The sequence below is a fragment of the Desulfitobacterium sp. PCE1 genome, assembly GCF_000384015.1.
Lineage (GTDB): Bacteria > Bacillota > Desulfitobacteriia > Desulfitobacteriales > Desulfitobacteriaceae > Desulfitobacterium > Desulfitobacterium dehalogenans.
The window spans coordinates 1204424-1217952 of the sequence record NZ_KB913023.1; the positions used below are offsets into that span (position 1 = coordinate 1204424).

The window sequence follows — 13529 nt, forward strand, 5'->3', positions numbered from 1 at the left end:
ATAATTTTCGGGACAGGCGCTTTTTCATCGACAATAATTCACATTCTCTTCAGTGGAGCGGTAGGGTGGTAAGGAGTCCTCGGCAGAATAGCCCACCACAACTCCGCAGATAGGGGTTAAACCAAAGGGTATGCCTATTTTTCCCATGAGTTGTGAGTTTCCCTTGATACCTTGTAAGGCAGAATGAATATAACAAGAACCCAGTCCAAGAGACGTTGCCGCTATGGTAATGCAAGTTACGGCACAGGAAGTGGTGGCCTCCTTCAGAGGGTTAGCAAAAGGAGCAGAAAAGAGGAAGAATACAGGAGCGCCATATAGGGGCTGGTAGCCTTCGAGTGCTGCCCGCCCCATGAGAAGTTTGTCGCCGGAGTTTTTGTACTGGACTAAGGCTTCTTCGTTAATTTCCTTCAATACTTCAGGATTTTCAATGACTGAAGTATGGAAAAAACCTACTTTAGGTGCACTATTGCCGGCTCTTACAAGCTGATTAATTATTTCTGCTTCTACAGATTTTGGTAGATAGCTCCGTACACTTTTTCTTAATCCAATGGCTTTGATGGTATCCATGATATAATCTCTCCTCCAAAGGCTAAATTTTCCCTCTTTTCAGACTTCGGCAAATGGTTTAGTTAATTTTACTCCAATCCAAACATTTAGTAAATGAAGTTAAGTGAGAAGATTAGGTTAATAATTAAGTATTCGTTCAATTATCTGTCAAGTAATAGCTGAACGATTGATCAATTGTTGATGATATAACTATAGCATTTTCGTTGTAATGTAACAAATCCATATACGTATGGTGAACACATTCCTTTACGATCTGTCCGATAACCATGTCAAGGATATTTTTGAAAAGGGCTTAGAACATATTAAAGAGGTATAAGTCTTATAAACTATTGGACCCTGGATTTGTTTCAAATATAGTACTGAAAAGACAAAGAACGGTCTTAGACAATAACTATTCATTTGGGTTTTTAGTACTCTTTGTCGCCAGTTACATCCTTGTGGGCATAGGTGGGCATCTAGAAGTGGTATTTGCAGATGTAGGTGTAACTATTACTGCTATACTTAATGCCTTTCGAGCTCTGGATGTGAAAGGCTTACAAGAAAGGAAATTGGCCATCAAAGTTGAGCTTTTAACGGGCTCAGAATTTGATGGCTTCTTTAATGTGCAGAGGACTAAGCTACATCTTATCTAAATGAACATCTATGGTATTATGAGATGAATTTTCTGTTCTAGATACGAGTCGACTCATCTTTGATTACTAACGGAAGTATGATTATAAATTGGGTTCCTTTGCCTAGGATGCTTTCGACTTTTAGTGTTCCTTGATGAAGGTGAGCGATCTGTCGGACTAAGGCGAGGCCGATGCCCGTGCCACCTGTTGCACGTGAGCGGGATTTTTCTGAGCGATAGAACCGTTCAAAGATAAAGGGAAGGTCTTCTTCTGGAATACCGATTCCGGAGTCGGAAACGGTCATCAGTACATCCTTTTGGCGAAGCTCCATTTGGACCTCAATCTTACCCAAGCTTTCCGTAAATTTATAAGCATTGTGAAGGAGGTTGTAGAAAAGGCGGGTTAATAGGTACTCATCCCCTTCTATAAGAATTGATTCAGGTTTACGCCATTCTAAAGAAATGCCTTTTTCCTGGATAAGAGGGGAGATCTTATTCACTGTTTTATCTATAAGCTCGGAAAGATTGACCTGAGTTAAATGAGGATGCAAGGCTCCCATCTCTGCAACATTGAGATCTTTAAGATCACTGGATAACTCGACCAGCCGCTCAATTTCCTCGTTAATGACAGCAAGATTTTCGCTGCTTGCTGGAAGAACTCTATCTTGGAAGGCTTCAATATAACTGCGGATGGAGGTTAAGGGAGTGCGCAATTCGTGAGCAATATCTGCACTGAACTGCTTGCGGAGTTGTTCCTGCCGTTTCAGGTTTTCGGCCATCCCATTGAAGGCGGTAGCCAATTGACCGACTTCATCCTTAGCGGTAACGGGGACTTGCTCATCCAGATGCCCTTCACCCACCCGCTGTACGGCCTCGGTCAACCCTTGTAAAGGGGAAATCAGGCGCCGGCTGATCCAATAACTCAGGATAGTACCAATGATCAAGGCAAAAGCCCCGGCTAGAAACAAGGATTGGTAGATAGCAGAGACAAAGGACTGATCAGCGGGGTTCAGAACCTTGGCCCTGGCCGGATACCGAACTTCCGCAATGGCAAAGACTCCAGTGGGCCCAGGGATCATGAGGGTCTTGCTTTTCCATTCCTCAATGGCGTAATTTAAACCCATATTCATCCACATGCCGGAATCATTTTGTAGCATGGATTCCATGGGGTTGATCAGGGTCGTGATAGTTTCCCCAGAGGGTTCTTTGATCACGATATGGGTTCCAAAGGGAAGGGAGTGGGCGATATCATATAGGGAATCCGGATTCCAGCAACCATGACTGAAGAAACTACTGCTCAAACGCTCGGGCAATTGCTCCAGAGTCTTTTCAGTGGAGCTGGCGAGATAATTACTGAAATGTTTTTGGAACACAAAGTTAACGGATAGAATGCTGAGCAATAAGGTCAAGAGAATAATGGCTAGGGAGGAGAGAAAAAGGCGTTTATGCATGGTTTTACTCCTCCTTATGTGGGTTGAATTTATAGCCGACTCCATAGACCGTCAGGATGATTTTGGGATCACTGGGTACTTTCTCGACTTTTTGGCGGAGTTTTTTGATATGAGCATCAATCACCCGTTCATCCCCGCCAAAATCATGCCCTTGGACGATTTGTACCAGCTGCCCTCGGGAATACACTCTTCCCGGATATTTGGCTAAGGCACCTAGAACTTTGAACTCAGTGGGGGTAAGGGAGACGACCTCTTCCAGTAAACGGACTTCGTGCCGTGAGTTATCAATGGTCAAGCCATTATCGTAGGTGATACTATCGGCAAGGGGAGAGGTTTCTATATGGGTTCGCCTAAGCACTGCTTTGACCCGAGCCACAACTTCCCGCGGGCTAAATGGTTTACTAATATAGTCATCGGCGCCCAGGTTAAGGCCTTGAAGCCGATCTTCCAGTTCGACCTTGGCTGTGAGCATAATAACAGGAGTGGCCGAGATTTTACGAATCTCCCTACAGATTTCTTCACCGGATAAGCCGGGCAGCATAAGGTCTAGAAGGACGAGATCGTAGGAATTTTCTTTAAATAAGGTCAAGGCTACGAGGCCATTGACCGCTGTGGTCACATGAAACCCTTCCTGCTGGAGATAGGCTTTAAGGACATTGCTGATATTTTTTTCATCATCCACTAAGAGAATTCGCATGGAGATTCACCTCTTTTTTTAACATAGTCTAATTTTAGTGGACCAAGCAGCGGTTGGAAAGTAATATCCATAGATTGTTCCAGGAATTCATAAGAAATTCATGAGTTTTTCATGGGGAAATCACAGTCATCGGTAAAAATAAAGAAGACCCAAGCCGTATGCTTTTGGTCTTCTTTGTTTCTTAGGCCTCGCGGGGACAGCCTGCGATTAAGTCATTCACAACCTGCCCTGCCATGAGAAGCCCTGATACTGGGGGGACAAAGGAAATGCTGCCGGGGATTTGCCGTTTAAGGGCACAATGGGCATCGCCCCCCGGACAAATGCAATTATTTCGACAATCGGCTTCCGTAGCTAAGGGTGTGAGAGGGAGATCAGGAGAATATACGACTTTGATTCCCCTTGTAATTCCTTCTTTGCGAAGTAATTTCCGTACCGCTTTGGCCAAAGGATCTCCGCTGGTTTTGGATAAGTCTGTAATACGGTAGTTTTCAGCGGAAAGACGATTGCCTGCTCCCATACTGGAAATCAGGGGAATATTACGCTGGATACATTCTTTGGCCAGAGCAACTTTACCGGAGACGGTATCAATAGCGTCCACCACATAATCCGGCTTTTTGCCCAAGAAGCTTTCTGCATTTTCGGCGGAGAAGAATTCTTTAATAGCTTCCACCTTCGCCTTTGGGTTAATATCCAGGATGCGGTTCTTCATGACTTCAACTTTCGCTTTACCGATGGTCGAATGAAGAGCATGAAGCTGACGATTGATATTGGTCAAACAAATCTCATCGTAGTCCACGAGGATCAAGTGCCCCACACCGGCCCGAGCCAGGGCTTCTGCGGTATAGGATCCCACACCGCCTACGCCGAAAATTATAACTGTGCTTTGGCTAAGCTTCTCCAATGCGGATTTACCAATAAGAATCTCAGTTCTAGAGAATTTATGCTGCATGAGTATCCTCCTCGTTTTTCAGAAGTCTATCTATTCCATTAGGTCAATTTTATGATTTCAGTTAATCAGTATAGCATAGTGCTTTAGGCAAAGAAAGAGAGTGTTTAGCTATTATTTTGTCCACAGACATCAGGACTAACACGACCAAAGGTAGCGCCTTAGACAAAGCTGGAAGTAAAAAAAGAGAATATTAGAAAGACGATAGGTTTGCTTGAAAAAAACTTGTGTATTGATTATATTTATGACATGCTAATTTGTAAAGATTTCTTTTAGTGTACGGAATTATAAAAATAAAATTATGGGGGTTAGATTTGATGAGCAATAACCAGAACAGTAAAAAAGAGAAATTTACCCAACCTGAAAAAAAGAGCAAAGCGCCTTTGATTGGTGGAGCGATTGTCTTAGGAATCGCTATTATTGCGGGAAGTTTTTTCTTAGGAAACAGAAGCTCCGATGGGGATCAGTATGCTGTTGCAACCCTTGGTCAAACGGTCGATTACAGCGGATCTCCTCTTCAGCAGGCCGAAACGGCACCCGTCAATGCCGAAAACGGCAAAGTGGTGGTCACCACCTTGTCCGAGCTTAAGGAAAAGAAATTTATCTATACCCAGTACCAAGCCAATGATAAGACCATTCCTCTTACAGCTGTAGCTCTGCCCGATGGAAAAGTCGTTGTGGCTGTAAGCATCTGCGAGCCCTGCAACAGTGATTCCTTCCGAATTGAAGGCGATAATCTTGTCTGCAATGCTTGCAACACTACCTGGACCTTAAACTCTTTTAAGGGCTTAAGCGGAGGATGCCAGGCTTATCCACCTGATCGCTTAGTCTATACTCAAAATGGGGATAACCTGGAAGTGGATCAAGGGATACTGGATGCTTGGAAGCCTAGAGTTTAGTTGGTAGAATTTTAATTGAATTCAGTGGTAGATCAAATAGTTAGCAGCCTTGAGCAGCAGGGGGGTTGAATATGAGTCTTATCAAGGTCAATCACGTATCAAAAATCTATCAAGGCGGGGAAGGATCAGTCCATGCCCTAAAAAATATTAATCTCCAGATTTCTCAAGGTCAGTTTCTAGCTTTGTTGGGGCCTTCCGGGTCGGGAAAGAGTACCTTACTCAGTATCCTTGGTGCGTTGAACCCACCCACAGAGGGTAAGGTCTTAATCGATGATATTGACATCTATGAGTTGAATGAAGAGCGAAGAGCCGATTTCCGCCATGAGTATATTGGGTTTGTCTTTCAGCAATATCAGTTGATCCCCTATCTTACTGCCTTAGAAAATGTCATGCTTCCCTTAGCGATTACCAAGTACTCGGATCAAGCCCAAAGGGAGATGGCTCAAAAAGTTCTGAAAAAGGTGGGGTTAGGCAAAAAGTCCATGCGGCTGCCTAACCAGCTTTCCGGTGGAGAGCAAAATCGAGTGGCCATCGCCCGAGCCATTGTCAATGATCCGGTGATTCTTTTCGCCGATGAACCGACAGGAAGTCTAGATACCAAGACAGCCAAGGAAATCCTGGAACTCTTCCAGTCCTTAAATAAAGAAGGGCAGACCATTATCATGGTGACCCATAATCTAGAGAATCTTGCCTATGTCTCCCATGGGGTACAGATTCGCGATGGAATCATTGAGAAGGATCCGCAGCCTGTGGTTGGTGGTACAATATGAAGATCTTCACCATTACCCTGGGAAATTTAAAACGGCGCAAGCAGCGTGCCCTTTTGCTTTTGCTTAGCATTATCATCGGTGTGGCTTCCAGCGTCTTTCTCTTTACCACCACTCGCTCTATGGAACAGGATGTGGCCGATAAAATCGACCAATTTGGGTCCAATCTTCTTATTCTCCCTAAGACAGGGGAAACCTTATCCTTTGGTGGAGTAACTGTGGGAACCAGCTCAGGAAAAGAGCTGGATATGGCCATGGTTCCAGAGATGAAAACCATCAAGAATAATGAGACTTTAGCCACCATATCTCCTAAATTGCTTGCTGAAGCGGAGATAGATAGTAAAAAAGTTCTTTTGGTGGGAGTACAATTTGCTGAAGAGCTGCGCTTAAAAAAATGGTGGACTATTGATGGATTAGCAGATGGGCAACTTCCAAAAGATGACGAGATTCTGATCGGTAGTGAAGTGGCACGGATCCTTAATCTCAGCCCTCAACATGAGGTTGAGATTAAAGGAGAAATGTTCCGGGTAGGGGGAATTATCAAACCCACAGGCTCCATGGAAAATGACCAGGCGATTTTTATGGATTTACCCACCTTGCAAAAAGTTGAACATAAGCCCACTGCTATTAGTCTTATTGAAGCAGCAGTTCTTTGCTACACCTGTCCTATTGAAGATGTCACCCTACAATTAAGTGAAAAACTCCCCGATGCTAAAGTGACCGCTCTCCAGTCCACATTAGAAGCAAGGGACGATACCGTCGCCCAATTTAGCCTTTTTGCTACAGTGATATCAGTGATTCTGCTTATCACCAGTGGGTTTGTGGTGGCTATGTCCATGATCTCGGCTGTTAAAGAGCGGACGCGAGATATTGGGGTTCTGCGAGCTATTGGCTTTCGGAAAAAGCATATACTACGCATGTTCTTTTATGAAGTCAGTCTGGTCGGCGGTTTGGGAGGTTTAATGGGCTTTGTTTTGGGCATGGGGCTGGCTATGCAATTTGGCTCTTCTTTGGCTCAACTTACCCTTCAGATACCCTTTCAGCCTATGCTTGCCCTTTACTCCTTGGTGGCTGCCCTGATGATCAGCTTCCTTGCCACTATCTATCCAGCCTGGAAGGCAACTAAGCTCGATCCTGCTGAAGCCCTGCGTTACTTCTAAAAAATCTGCTTTACTTCTATCTCGGGGGGTATTTATGACACTTAACCACATCGCCCTGGAAAATCTACGTAGAAGGCCGGGCAAAACTCTATTTCTGATCCTGACATTTGCCTTTATCGTCTCCACTATCTCTGCCTTAACCATCCTAGCGCTGGTAATGAAGGAAGATTTGCAGAAGAGTTTAACCGAATATGGTGCCAATGTAGTGATTAGCCCTCGTTCCGAGCACCTGAACTTAAGCTATGGAGGATTATCTGTCTCCGGGGTGGAGTATGAGGTCAAGAAGCTGGACGCCGATGCTGTAGAGATGATCTCCCAAGAGATGGGCTCGGAAGTGACCATTGCTCCCAAAGTTATTGGCTCGGCAGAAGCCATGGGCAAGACCTTCATGATTATCGGTGTTGACTTTGACCAAGAGCTTAAGATAAAGCCCTGGTGGAAGATTGAAGGTAGGGTCGCCGAGGATAATCAGGTGGTAATCGGTTCTCAGTTGGCCATGAATTCTAACCTGAAGATTGGGGATATCCTGGATTTAGGAAAAGGGAAGTACCCTGTGGTGGGAATTATGGAAGAAACGGGAGGAGCAGAGGACCAAGGAGTATTTACAACGATCAATACCGCTAGATCTCTTACAGATATAACCTCCGAATGGTCTTTAATCGAACTCAATACGCAAGACACGGCACAAACCGTAACTCAACTAACTTCTGTTCTACGGTCGGCTAACGTCACAGAAGTGACTCAGCTTGTCCAAGGCTCCAAAGAGAGTCTGGAGCGTTTTGCCAGCTTTTCCTCAACCATCTCTTTAGCCATGGGGTTAATCGGGGCCTTAGTGATTATCGTAACTTTGGCCGGAAATGTTCATGACAGGGCTCGTGAACTTGGCGTGCTTCGGGCTATTGGCTTTCGCCAAAGGCATATACTATCCTTGCTTGGTCGTGAAGTGCTGATCACCAGCCTTACTGGAAGCCTTCTAGGATATATCATAGGAGTCTTTGTCCCCCTTGTACTGGGACCGCTTTTAGGTTATAGTAACTTCGCCTTTGCGCCTTACGTCGGTTTAGGAAGCGCCCTGATTGCCGGATCTCTTCTGGTAGGAGTGCTGGCAATGATTTATCCTGCATGGCGAATACTTAAGCTGAATTTACAGGATGTTCTTAAGTTCATATAAGGTGAGGAATCCGCACCAACAAGCACTGCATGAGGTAAAAATTCGTTATGCAGTGCTTGTTTTTTTATTTATGTTGACAAGATTATCTTATACTGATTAAAGGATTAGAAGGAGATATATTCCGGTTTAGCGAAGTTAAACGATAAAAATGAAGGAGTATACATAGAAGGGAAATCGGCAGGAAATGGGTTGTTTTAAGGGAGGGGAAAAGAATGAACCAGCGTGAGATTGCAAGTATAGGGTGTAAGCTTATCGGGATATTCTTTATCGTTCAAGGGTCCAGACTGCTTTCGCTTAATGTACCTGTAGCGGCAAATATGATAGCTGACTATAGTATGGTAAACATTTTTTATTCTTTAATTACAATTCTATTTGGTGTTTTACTGTGGTACTTTTCTGATAAATTAGCTAAAGTTTTGGTTAAAAAAAGGAATCAAAATGAGGTCATCGGATTAGGGGCTAGTGATCTACAGAGAATAGGCTTTTCAGTATTGGGACTTTATTTTATTGGGCACTCATTGCCGGAATTGGTGACTAAATTACCCAGCCTGCATACTGCTAGCTATGGATTACCGGAACCCACCGGGTTAAGGGTGCTTTTTTTGGGAGGACCAACAACCGAATTGCTTATTGGAATAGGCATTTTTCTTGGTTCACAGGGGTTGGTTAATCTATTGAATCTTATTAGAACAGCTGGATTAAAGAGAGAAAGCGATTCGGAATTAGAAGAATGATAGTATCTTAAAGCAGCTGCATATCGTTGAAACATTGCGGAAATTTTTACCGGGAGGACATAGGAATGGAGTATCATATTCGACCCATAGAAATTGGTGATGGCAAAGGTATAAATGAGTTGAGGCGTATGCCTGGCGTTTTTGAAAATATTCTAGGCATTCCGTCCGAGCGGGCAAAGAGGAATGAGGAGTTTATCGCCAACTTAGATGTCAACCAGCATCAATTTGTGGCGGTAGCCAGGCTTCAAGATGGACAGGAAGTGATAATAGGAAGTGCAGGCTTAACGGTATATCCTAATCATCGCATGCGGCATAGTGGTGCTATCGGTATAATGATTCATAAAGACTACCAAAATCAGGGTGTTGGCAGTGTCTTGTTAGGAAGACTTATAGATGTTGCGGACAACTGGCTAATGTTAGTTAGAATCGAATTAACTGTATTTGTAGACAATGCTAGAGCCATACATTTGTATGAAAGGTTTGGATTTGAAAAAGAAGGAATAAAGCGCTTGGCGGCAATAAGAAATGGAAAATATGAAGATGAATATCTAATGGCCAGAATAAACAGATCAAATTATAATCTTCAGTCTTAACTTAACCTGTGGGGGTGAGCGATGCCTGAGTGGTTAGTATGGTTTTATGGATTTTTGTGCTATTTGCAGGAATAGTATTGTTACACTTACCTATAGTAAAAGATATATTGACTGGGTGAGGGAAAGGCTCCCCTTGCCCGATGAGAAGATAAAGTTAACGGAAAGGAGTGGGGGAATCGGCCTCGTTACACTTTCCGTATTCAGTTTATTAAAATTGCTTTTAATGGGATAACTCTGTATGCTTAAAACAGGTGGAGAAGAATTAAGTATAATCAGCACCGGAGGAGTTACTGAAGCATAGTTGTTATTGTTTTAAAGAGGAAATGATTATGGCAGCAAAAAGAAATCGATGGACTTACCTTATCTTTGTTGGAGTAACAATAATACTTGGCTTAAGCAGCCGGCAGTTTTCGGGGTATTTGCCCTATACAATCAATCTTTACTTGGGAGATGCCCTATGGGCACTTATGGTTTTCTTTATGTTTTGCTTTATTTTCAGGTTGAAAGGAACCGGCTGGCTTGCTGCAGTAGCTTTGCTTTTCACCTTTGGAATTGAAATCAGTCAGCTTTATCATGCTCCCTGGATTGATGCTATAAGGCAAACCCGGCTGGGTGGTTTGGTGCTAGGGTATGGCTTTTTGTGGAGGGATTTAGTAGCCTATACCATCGGAGTAGCGGTGGGAGCAGTTATAGATAGGTTGATAAACTCTTACCTACCTTGACATATACGTATACATACTTAAAGTATGTATATAAAGATGGAGTACTACTATGGCACGGAATAAATATCCTGAAGTAACGATAAACCGCATTCTCAATACATCCATGAAATTATTTATGTCCAAAGGATATGAGCATACGACGATACAGGATATCATCGATGAATTGGGAGATTTGAGTAAAGGCGCTATTTATCATCACTTCAAGTCAAAAGAAGAAATTATGGATGCGGTGAATAAAAGATTAGCTGAGCAGGGGATAGCGGATATAAAAACAGTTGCTCACGATACCAGCATATCCGGGTTGGATAAACTTTGTAAGATGCTTATGTTTTCTATACAATCGGCCCAACACGAGGCTCTCGATCAGACCGTACCGCCGTTTCTTAGAAATCCTCAATTATTGGCTCTTCATATGCGAGATACTATGGGCTCTGCAGCCGACCTGCTTACAGGTGTTATTGAGGAAGGTATTAGAGATGGATCCATTCATACAGCTCAACCCCGTCGGCTTGCCCAGATGATTCTCTTATTTTTTAACGTTTGGTTTAACCCGTGGATGTATTCTTGGACTCCCAATGAGTTAAAGGACATAATTTCCTTTGCAAGAAATGTATTTGAAGAAATAGGGGTCCCTATATTTACGGAAGAGGTTCTTCAATCCATTGACGAACTCCATTCGCTTTCCCAAAAACAGAAATAGCTATTCTTTACAGGTGGATGTAGAGAATAGCTATTATTTTAAAAAGATTCATACCAAACGTCGGTATATTTTAGAAATAGGAGATGTGAGTATGAGTATCAATTCAACCAATACGAAACAGCCATGGAAGAGAAGCTTTTTTACGATAACTATCGGTCAAACAATTTCTATAGTTGGAAGTTCAGCGGTACAGTTTGCGTTTTATCTAACAGGTATCGCGTTTTTTATCATTACAAGCGTTAGCCTTCTTTTGGTTGTGAGGTGCTCATAAAGCCTTTCCTACAAACACTTTCATAATCTCCGGCTCAAACTGGGTCAATGCACGCTACAGCTCCGCTATGGCTTCCACTTTAGTCTTTGTCTTCTCCCGGTCCTAATACCGTTTTATGAGTAAGATATACGTTAGAAATAAAATAAAGGTTTGGAAATGTGCTCAATAAAATGTTACACTTATTTATTAGATAATCAATCAGGAGATATTGAGGAGAAGTGCGGATATGAATTTGTGGAAAAGGCTTGTGTATTTATTTTTAGGCACTTTTTTACTATCCTTGGGAATTGTTATGACCATGAAAGCCAATTTAGGTTATGCCCCCTGGGATGTGTTCCATCGGGGGACTGCCGATACTGTCGGCATCACAATTGGAAATGTTTCTATAGTGGCCAGTTTGGTGATCTCTATCATAGTCGTTTTGCTTGGAGAGAAGTTGGGTATTGGCACTATCTTTAATATATTTGCCATCGGAATTTATATTGACTTACTGTTACCCTTAAAACTAATCCCTGAGATGCAGAGTTTTATTCCAGGGATGATTATGCTCATCCTTGGATTATTCCTTTGCGCCTTTAGCTCCTATCTCTATATTGCCTCTGGTTTTGGAGCAGGCCCAAGGGATAGTCTAATGGTGGCTTTAGAGAGAAAGACTAAATTATCGATAGGGCTTTGCCGTGGGATTATTGAAGTGACGGTGTGTTTGATCGGCTGGATTTTGGGCGGACCCGTAGGAATTGGTACAGTTATTTCTGCATTTGGAATAGGGATCTGCGTACAAACGGTCTTTGCTTGGGTGAAATTTGATGCGACTTCGGTCAAACATGAGACCATTGATGAGACCGTTAAGAATCTGAAGGGGTTTTATAAGAAATCCGTTGGAGAAGATGCCTAAAGCATCTGCTTTAAAGCTTGTTCTAAATCTCCAATGAGATCCTCGGCGGCTTCGATACCTAGGGATAACCGGAGAAGACAATCGTCCACCCCAAGCCTTGCCCTTACTTCGTGAGGAATATCAGCATGGGTTTGGGTAGCGGGATAAGTGATTAGAGATTCTACACCACCAAGGCTCTCTGCATAGGAAATAATCTTGAGAGATTTTAATATTTCGGGGATTAAGCTGGGACTTTTTACTCGGAAAGATAGCATAGCACCAAAGCCTCGGGCTTGTTCAAGCTGAGTTGCATATCCGGGATGATGCTCAAGTCCGGGATAATAGACCTCGGTGACAAGGGGATGCATCTCCAGCCATTGTGCAATCTGGAGGGTATTTTCTTCTTGTGCTCTCATGCGCAGGGCCAAGGTTTTCAAACCCCGGATAATTAGCCAGGAATCTTGGGGGCCTAATGTAGCGCCGAGAGAGTTCTGCAAACGTCCAAAGCGAGCTGCAAGCTCTTCTCCTTGAACCACTACGAGGCCCGCCACGACATCATTATGACCACCGAGATATTTGGTGCCACTATGAATAACAATGTCTGCACCCAGGTTCAGTGGTTTTTGCAAATAGGGTGTAAGAAAAGTATTGTCCACTATATTTAAGAGACCGTGCATCTGGCACAAGGAAGCGATCCCCTTAAGGTCGGCAACCTTCATTAGAGGGTTGGTCGGTGTTTCGGTGAAGATGGCTTTTGTGTCGGGGCGGATCTCTTTTTCTATGGCCCTGAGATTGCTGGAATCCACAAAGGTCACTTGAAGACCAAAGCGGTTGAAGACTTCCTTAAGGATGCGATAGGTTCCCCCATAAAGATCTTCTGTAACAAGGAGATGATCTCCTTGAGAAAATAAGGAGAGAATAGTGGTAATGGCGCCCATGCCTGAAGAAAAAGCAAACCCTTTGGTACCTTCTTCTATGCTTGCCATAGCGTCTTCCAGAATTTGGCGGGTAGGGTTGCCGGTTCGTGAGTAATCAAAGCCTGTGCTTTCACCGAAGCCAGGGTGAGCAAAGGTGGATGAATGGTAAATTGGAAAGCTAATCGCTCCATTGGGATCTCGGCGGTTGCCGATCTGAGCCAGTTCGGTTAAAATATTCATTCTCATTCCTCCTCTTTAGACACTTGAGCAATCAATAAAGTTGTTGTGCGTAAACAAAAACGACCTCGAAAGAGGTCGTGAATTGTTTCCACGTCCTCTTATCTTCGAACCTAATAGTTCTCTGGATTTAGCACCTCACATATGCAGGTTGCCGGGCTTCATTGGGCCAGTCCCTCCGCCACTCTCGATAAGAGCTTTGACATAAGTCCA

General features: G+C 43.5%; 15 protein-coding genes and 1 riboswitch. Of the genes, 10 read left to right on the forward strand and 5 right to left on the reverse strand.

The genetic code is table 11. From position 1 onward, the window contains the following. Positions 1-24 precede the first annotated feature (24 nt). Positions 25-567: a nitroreductase family protein gene (locus DESPCE1_RS0105935; protein ID WP_014793206.1), complete on the reverse strand. Its 543-nt coding sequence runs from the start codon at positions 565-567 to the stop codon at positions 25-27. 461 nt (positions 568-1028) lie between these two features. Between DESPCE1_RS0105935 and DESPCE1_RS22930 the strand changes: the two genes are divergently transcribed. Further along, complete coding sequence (locus DESPCE1_RS22930; RefSeq protein WP_019849797.1) at positions 1029-1199, forward strand: hypothetical protein; 171 nt, start codon at positions 1029-1031, stop codon at positions 1197-1199. 37 nt (positions 1200-1236) lie between these two features. Here the strand turns inward: DESPCE1_RS22930 and DESPCE1_RS0105945 are convergent, their stop codons facing one another. The 3 genes from DESPCE1_RS0105945 to DESPCE1_RS0105955 all read right to left on the reverse strand — a co-directional run bounded on the left by DESPCE1_RS0105945 (position 1237) and on the right by DESPCE1_RS0105955 (position 4274). Then, entirely contained in the window at positions 1237-2628 is a 1392-nt protein-coding gene (locus DESPCE1_RS0105945) for a cell wall metabolism sensor histidine kinase WalK (RefSeq protein ID WP_014793207.1), read from the reverse strand. Positions 2629-2632: 4 nt separating this feature from the next. Next, entirely contained in the window at positions 2633-3325 is a 693-nt protein-coding gene (locus tag DESPCE1_RS0105950; protein ID WP_014793208.1) for a response regulator transcription factor, read from the reverse strand. Positions 3326-3506: 181 nt separating this feature from the next. Continuing rightward, positions 3507-4274: a ThiF family adenylyltransferase gene (locus DESPCE1_RS0105955; protein WP_014793209.1), complete on the reverse strand. Its 768-nt coding sequence runs from the start codon at positions 4272-4274 to the stop codon at positions 3507-3509. Positions 4275-4588: 314 nt separating this feature from the next. Between DESPCE1_RS0105955 and DESPCE1_RS0105960 the strand changes: the two genes are divergently transcribed. The 9 genes from DESPCE1_RS0105960 (at position 4589) to DESPCE1_RS0106005 (ending at position 12183) form a co-directional block, all read left to right on the forward strand. Further along, a complete protein-coding gene (locus DESPCE1_RS0105960) occupies positions 4589-5170 on the forward strand; it encodes a DUF2318 domain-containing protein (RefSeq protein ID WP_019849798.1) in 582 nt (193 codons plus the stop codon). 71 nt (positions 5171-5241) lie between these two features. Continuing rightward, positions 5242-5940 (forward strand): ABC transporter ATP-binding protein, encoded by a 699-nt coding sequence (locus DESPCE1_RS0105965; protein WP_019849799.1) that lies wholly within the window; start codon positions 5242-5244, stop codon positions 5938-5940. After that, positions 5937-7097 (forward strand): FtsX-like permease family protein, encoded by a 1161-nt coding sequence (locus DESPCE1_RS0105970; protein WP_014793212.1) that lies wholly within the window; start codon positions 5937-5939, stop codon positions 7095-7097. Before DESPCE1_RS0105965 ends, DESPCE1_RS0105970 begins: the two co-directional genes overlap by 4 nt. Positions 7098-7131: 34 nt before the next feature. Then, positions 7132-8268 carry an FtsX-like permease family protein gene (locus DESPCE1_RS0105975; RefSeq protein WP_019849800.1) on the forward strand — a complete coding sequence of 379 codons (1137 nt, stop codon included), beginning with the start codon at positions 7132-7134 and terminating at the stop codon, positions 8266-8268. A 212-nt stretch (positions 8269-8480) separates the two neighbouring features. Continuing rightward, on the forward strand, positions 8481-9002 hold the full coding sequence (locus tag DESPCE1_RS0105980) for a hypothetical protein (RefSeq protein ID WP_019849801.1): 522 nt from the start codon (positions 8481-8483) through the stop codon (positions 9000-9002). Positions 9003-9067: 65 nt separating this feature from the next. Beyond that, positions 9068-9595: a GNAT family N-acetyltransferase gene (locus DESPCE1_RS0105985; protein ID WP_019849802.1), complete on the forward strand. Its 528-nt coding sequence runs from the start codon at positions 9068-9070 to the stop codon at positions 9593-9595. A 329-nt stretch (positions 9596-9924) separates the two neighbouring features. After that, the gene (locus DESPCE1_RS0105990; RefSeq protein ID WP_014793216.1) at positions 9925-10317 is read left to right on the forward strand and encodes a DUF2809 domain-containing protein; all 393 of its coding nucleotides are present in this window, start codon (positions 9925-9927) and stop codon (positions 10315-10317) included. 49 nt (positions 10318-10366) lie between these two features. After that, positions 10367-11017: a TetR/AcrR family transcriptional regulator gene (locus DESPCE1_RS0105995; RefSeq protein WP_019849803.1), complete on the forward strand. Its 651-nt coding sequence runs from the start codon at positions 10367-10369 to the stop codon at positions 11015-11017. A 497-nt stretch (positions 11018-11514) separates the two neighbouring features. Further along, the gene (locus DESPCE1_RS0106005; protein WP_019849805.1) at positions 11515-12183 is read left to right on the forward strand and encodes a YitT family protein; all 669 of its coding nucleotides are present in this window, start codon (positions 11515-11517) and stop codon (positions 12181-12183) included. Here DESPCE1_RS0106005 and DESPCE1_RS0106010 read toward each other — a convergent pair. Next, positions 12180-13325, reverse strand: coding sequence for a PLP-dependent aspartate aminotransferase family protein (locus DESPCE1_RS0106010; RefSeq protein ID WP_172637587.1), 1146 nt, complete (start codon positions 13323-13325; stop codon positions 12180-12182). The two genes, DESPCE1_RS0106005 and DESPCE1_RS0106010, sit on opposite strands and share 4 nt — an antisense overlap. Before the next feature lie 89 nt (positions 13326-13414). Further along, positions 13415-13513: riboswitch (SAM riboswitch) on the reverse strand. Positions 13514-13529 lie beyond the last annotated feature (16 nt).

Bases quoted from the DNA above. Each gene is read 5' to 3' on its own strand.
- DESPCE1_RS0105935 (WP_014793206.1), bottom strand. From the start codon at position 567: ATGGATACCATCAAAGCCATTGGATTAAGAAAAAGTGTACGGAGCTAT.
- DESPCE1_RS0105945 (WP_014793207.1), bottom strand. From the start codon at position 2,628: ATGCATAAACGCCTTTTTCTCTCCTCCCTAGCCATTATTCTCTTGACC.
- DESPCE1_RS0105950 (WP_014793208.1), bottom strand. From the start codon at position 3,325: ATGCGAATTCTCTTAGTGGATGATGAAAAAAATATCAGCAATGTCCTT.
- DESPCE1_RS0105955 (WP_014793209.1), bottom strand. From the start codon at position 4,274: ATGCAGCATAAATTCTCTAGAACTGAGATTCTTATTGGTAAATCCGCA.
- DESPCE1_RS0105960 (WP_019849798.1), top strand. From the start codon at position 4,589: ATGAGCAATAACCAGAACAGTAAAAAAGAGAAATTTACCCAACCTGAA.
- DESPCE1_RS0105965 (WP_019849799.1), top strand. From the start codon at position 5,242: ATGAGTCTTATCAAGGTCAATCACGTATCAAAAATCTATCAAGGCGGG.
- DESPCE1_RS0105970 (WP_014793212.1), top strand. From the start codon at position 5,937: ATGAAGATCTTCACCATTACCCTGGGAAATTTAAAACGGCGCAAGCAG.
- DESPCE1_RS0105975 (WP_019849800.1), top strand. From the start codon at position 7,132: ATGACACTTAACCACATCGCCCTGGAAAATCTACGTAGAAGGCCGGGC.
- DESPCE1_RS0105980 (WP_019849801.1), top strand. From the start codon at position 8,481: ATGAACCAGCGTGAGATTGCAAGTATAGGGTGTAAGCTTATCGGGATA.
- DESPCE1_RS0105985 (WP_019849802.1), top strand. From the start codon at position 9,068: ATGGAGTATCATATTCGACCCATAGAAATTGGTGATGGCAAAGGTATA.
- DESPCE1_RS0105990 (WP_014793216.1), top strand. From the start codon at position 9,925: ATGGCAGCAAAAAGAAATCGATGGACTTACCTTATCTTTGTTGGAGTA.
- DESPCE1_RS0105995 (WP_019849803.1), top strand. From the start codon at position 10,367: ATGGCACGGAATAAATATCCTGAAGTAACGATAAACCGCATTCTCAAT.
- DESPCE1_RS0106005 (WP_019849805.1), top strand. From the start codon at position 11,515: ATGAATTTGTGGAAAAGGCTTGTGTATTTATTTTTAGGCACTTTTTTA.
- DESPCE1_RS0106010 (WP_172637587.1), bottom strand. From the start codon at position 13,325: ATGAGAATGAATATTTTAACCGAACTGGCTCAGATCGGCAACCGCCGA.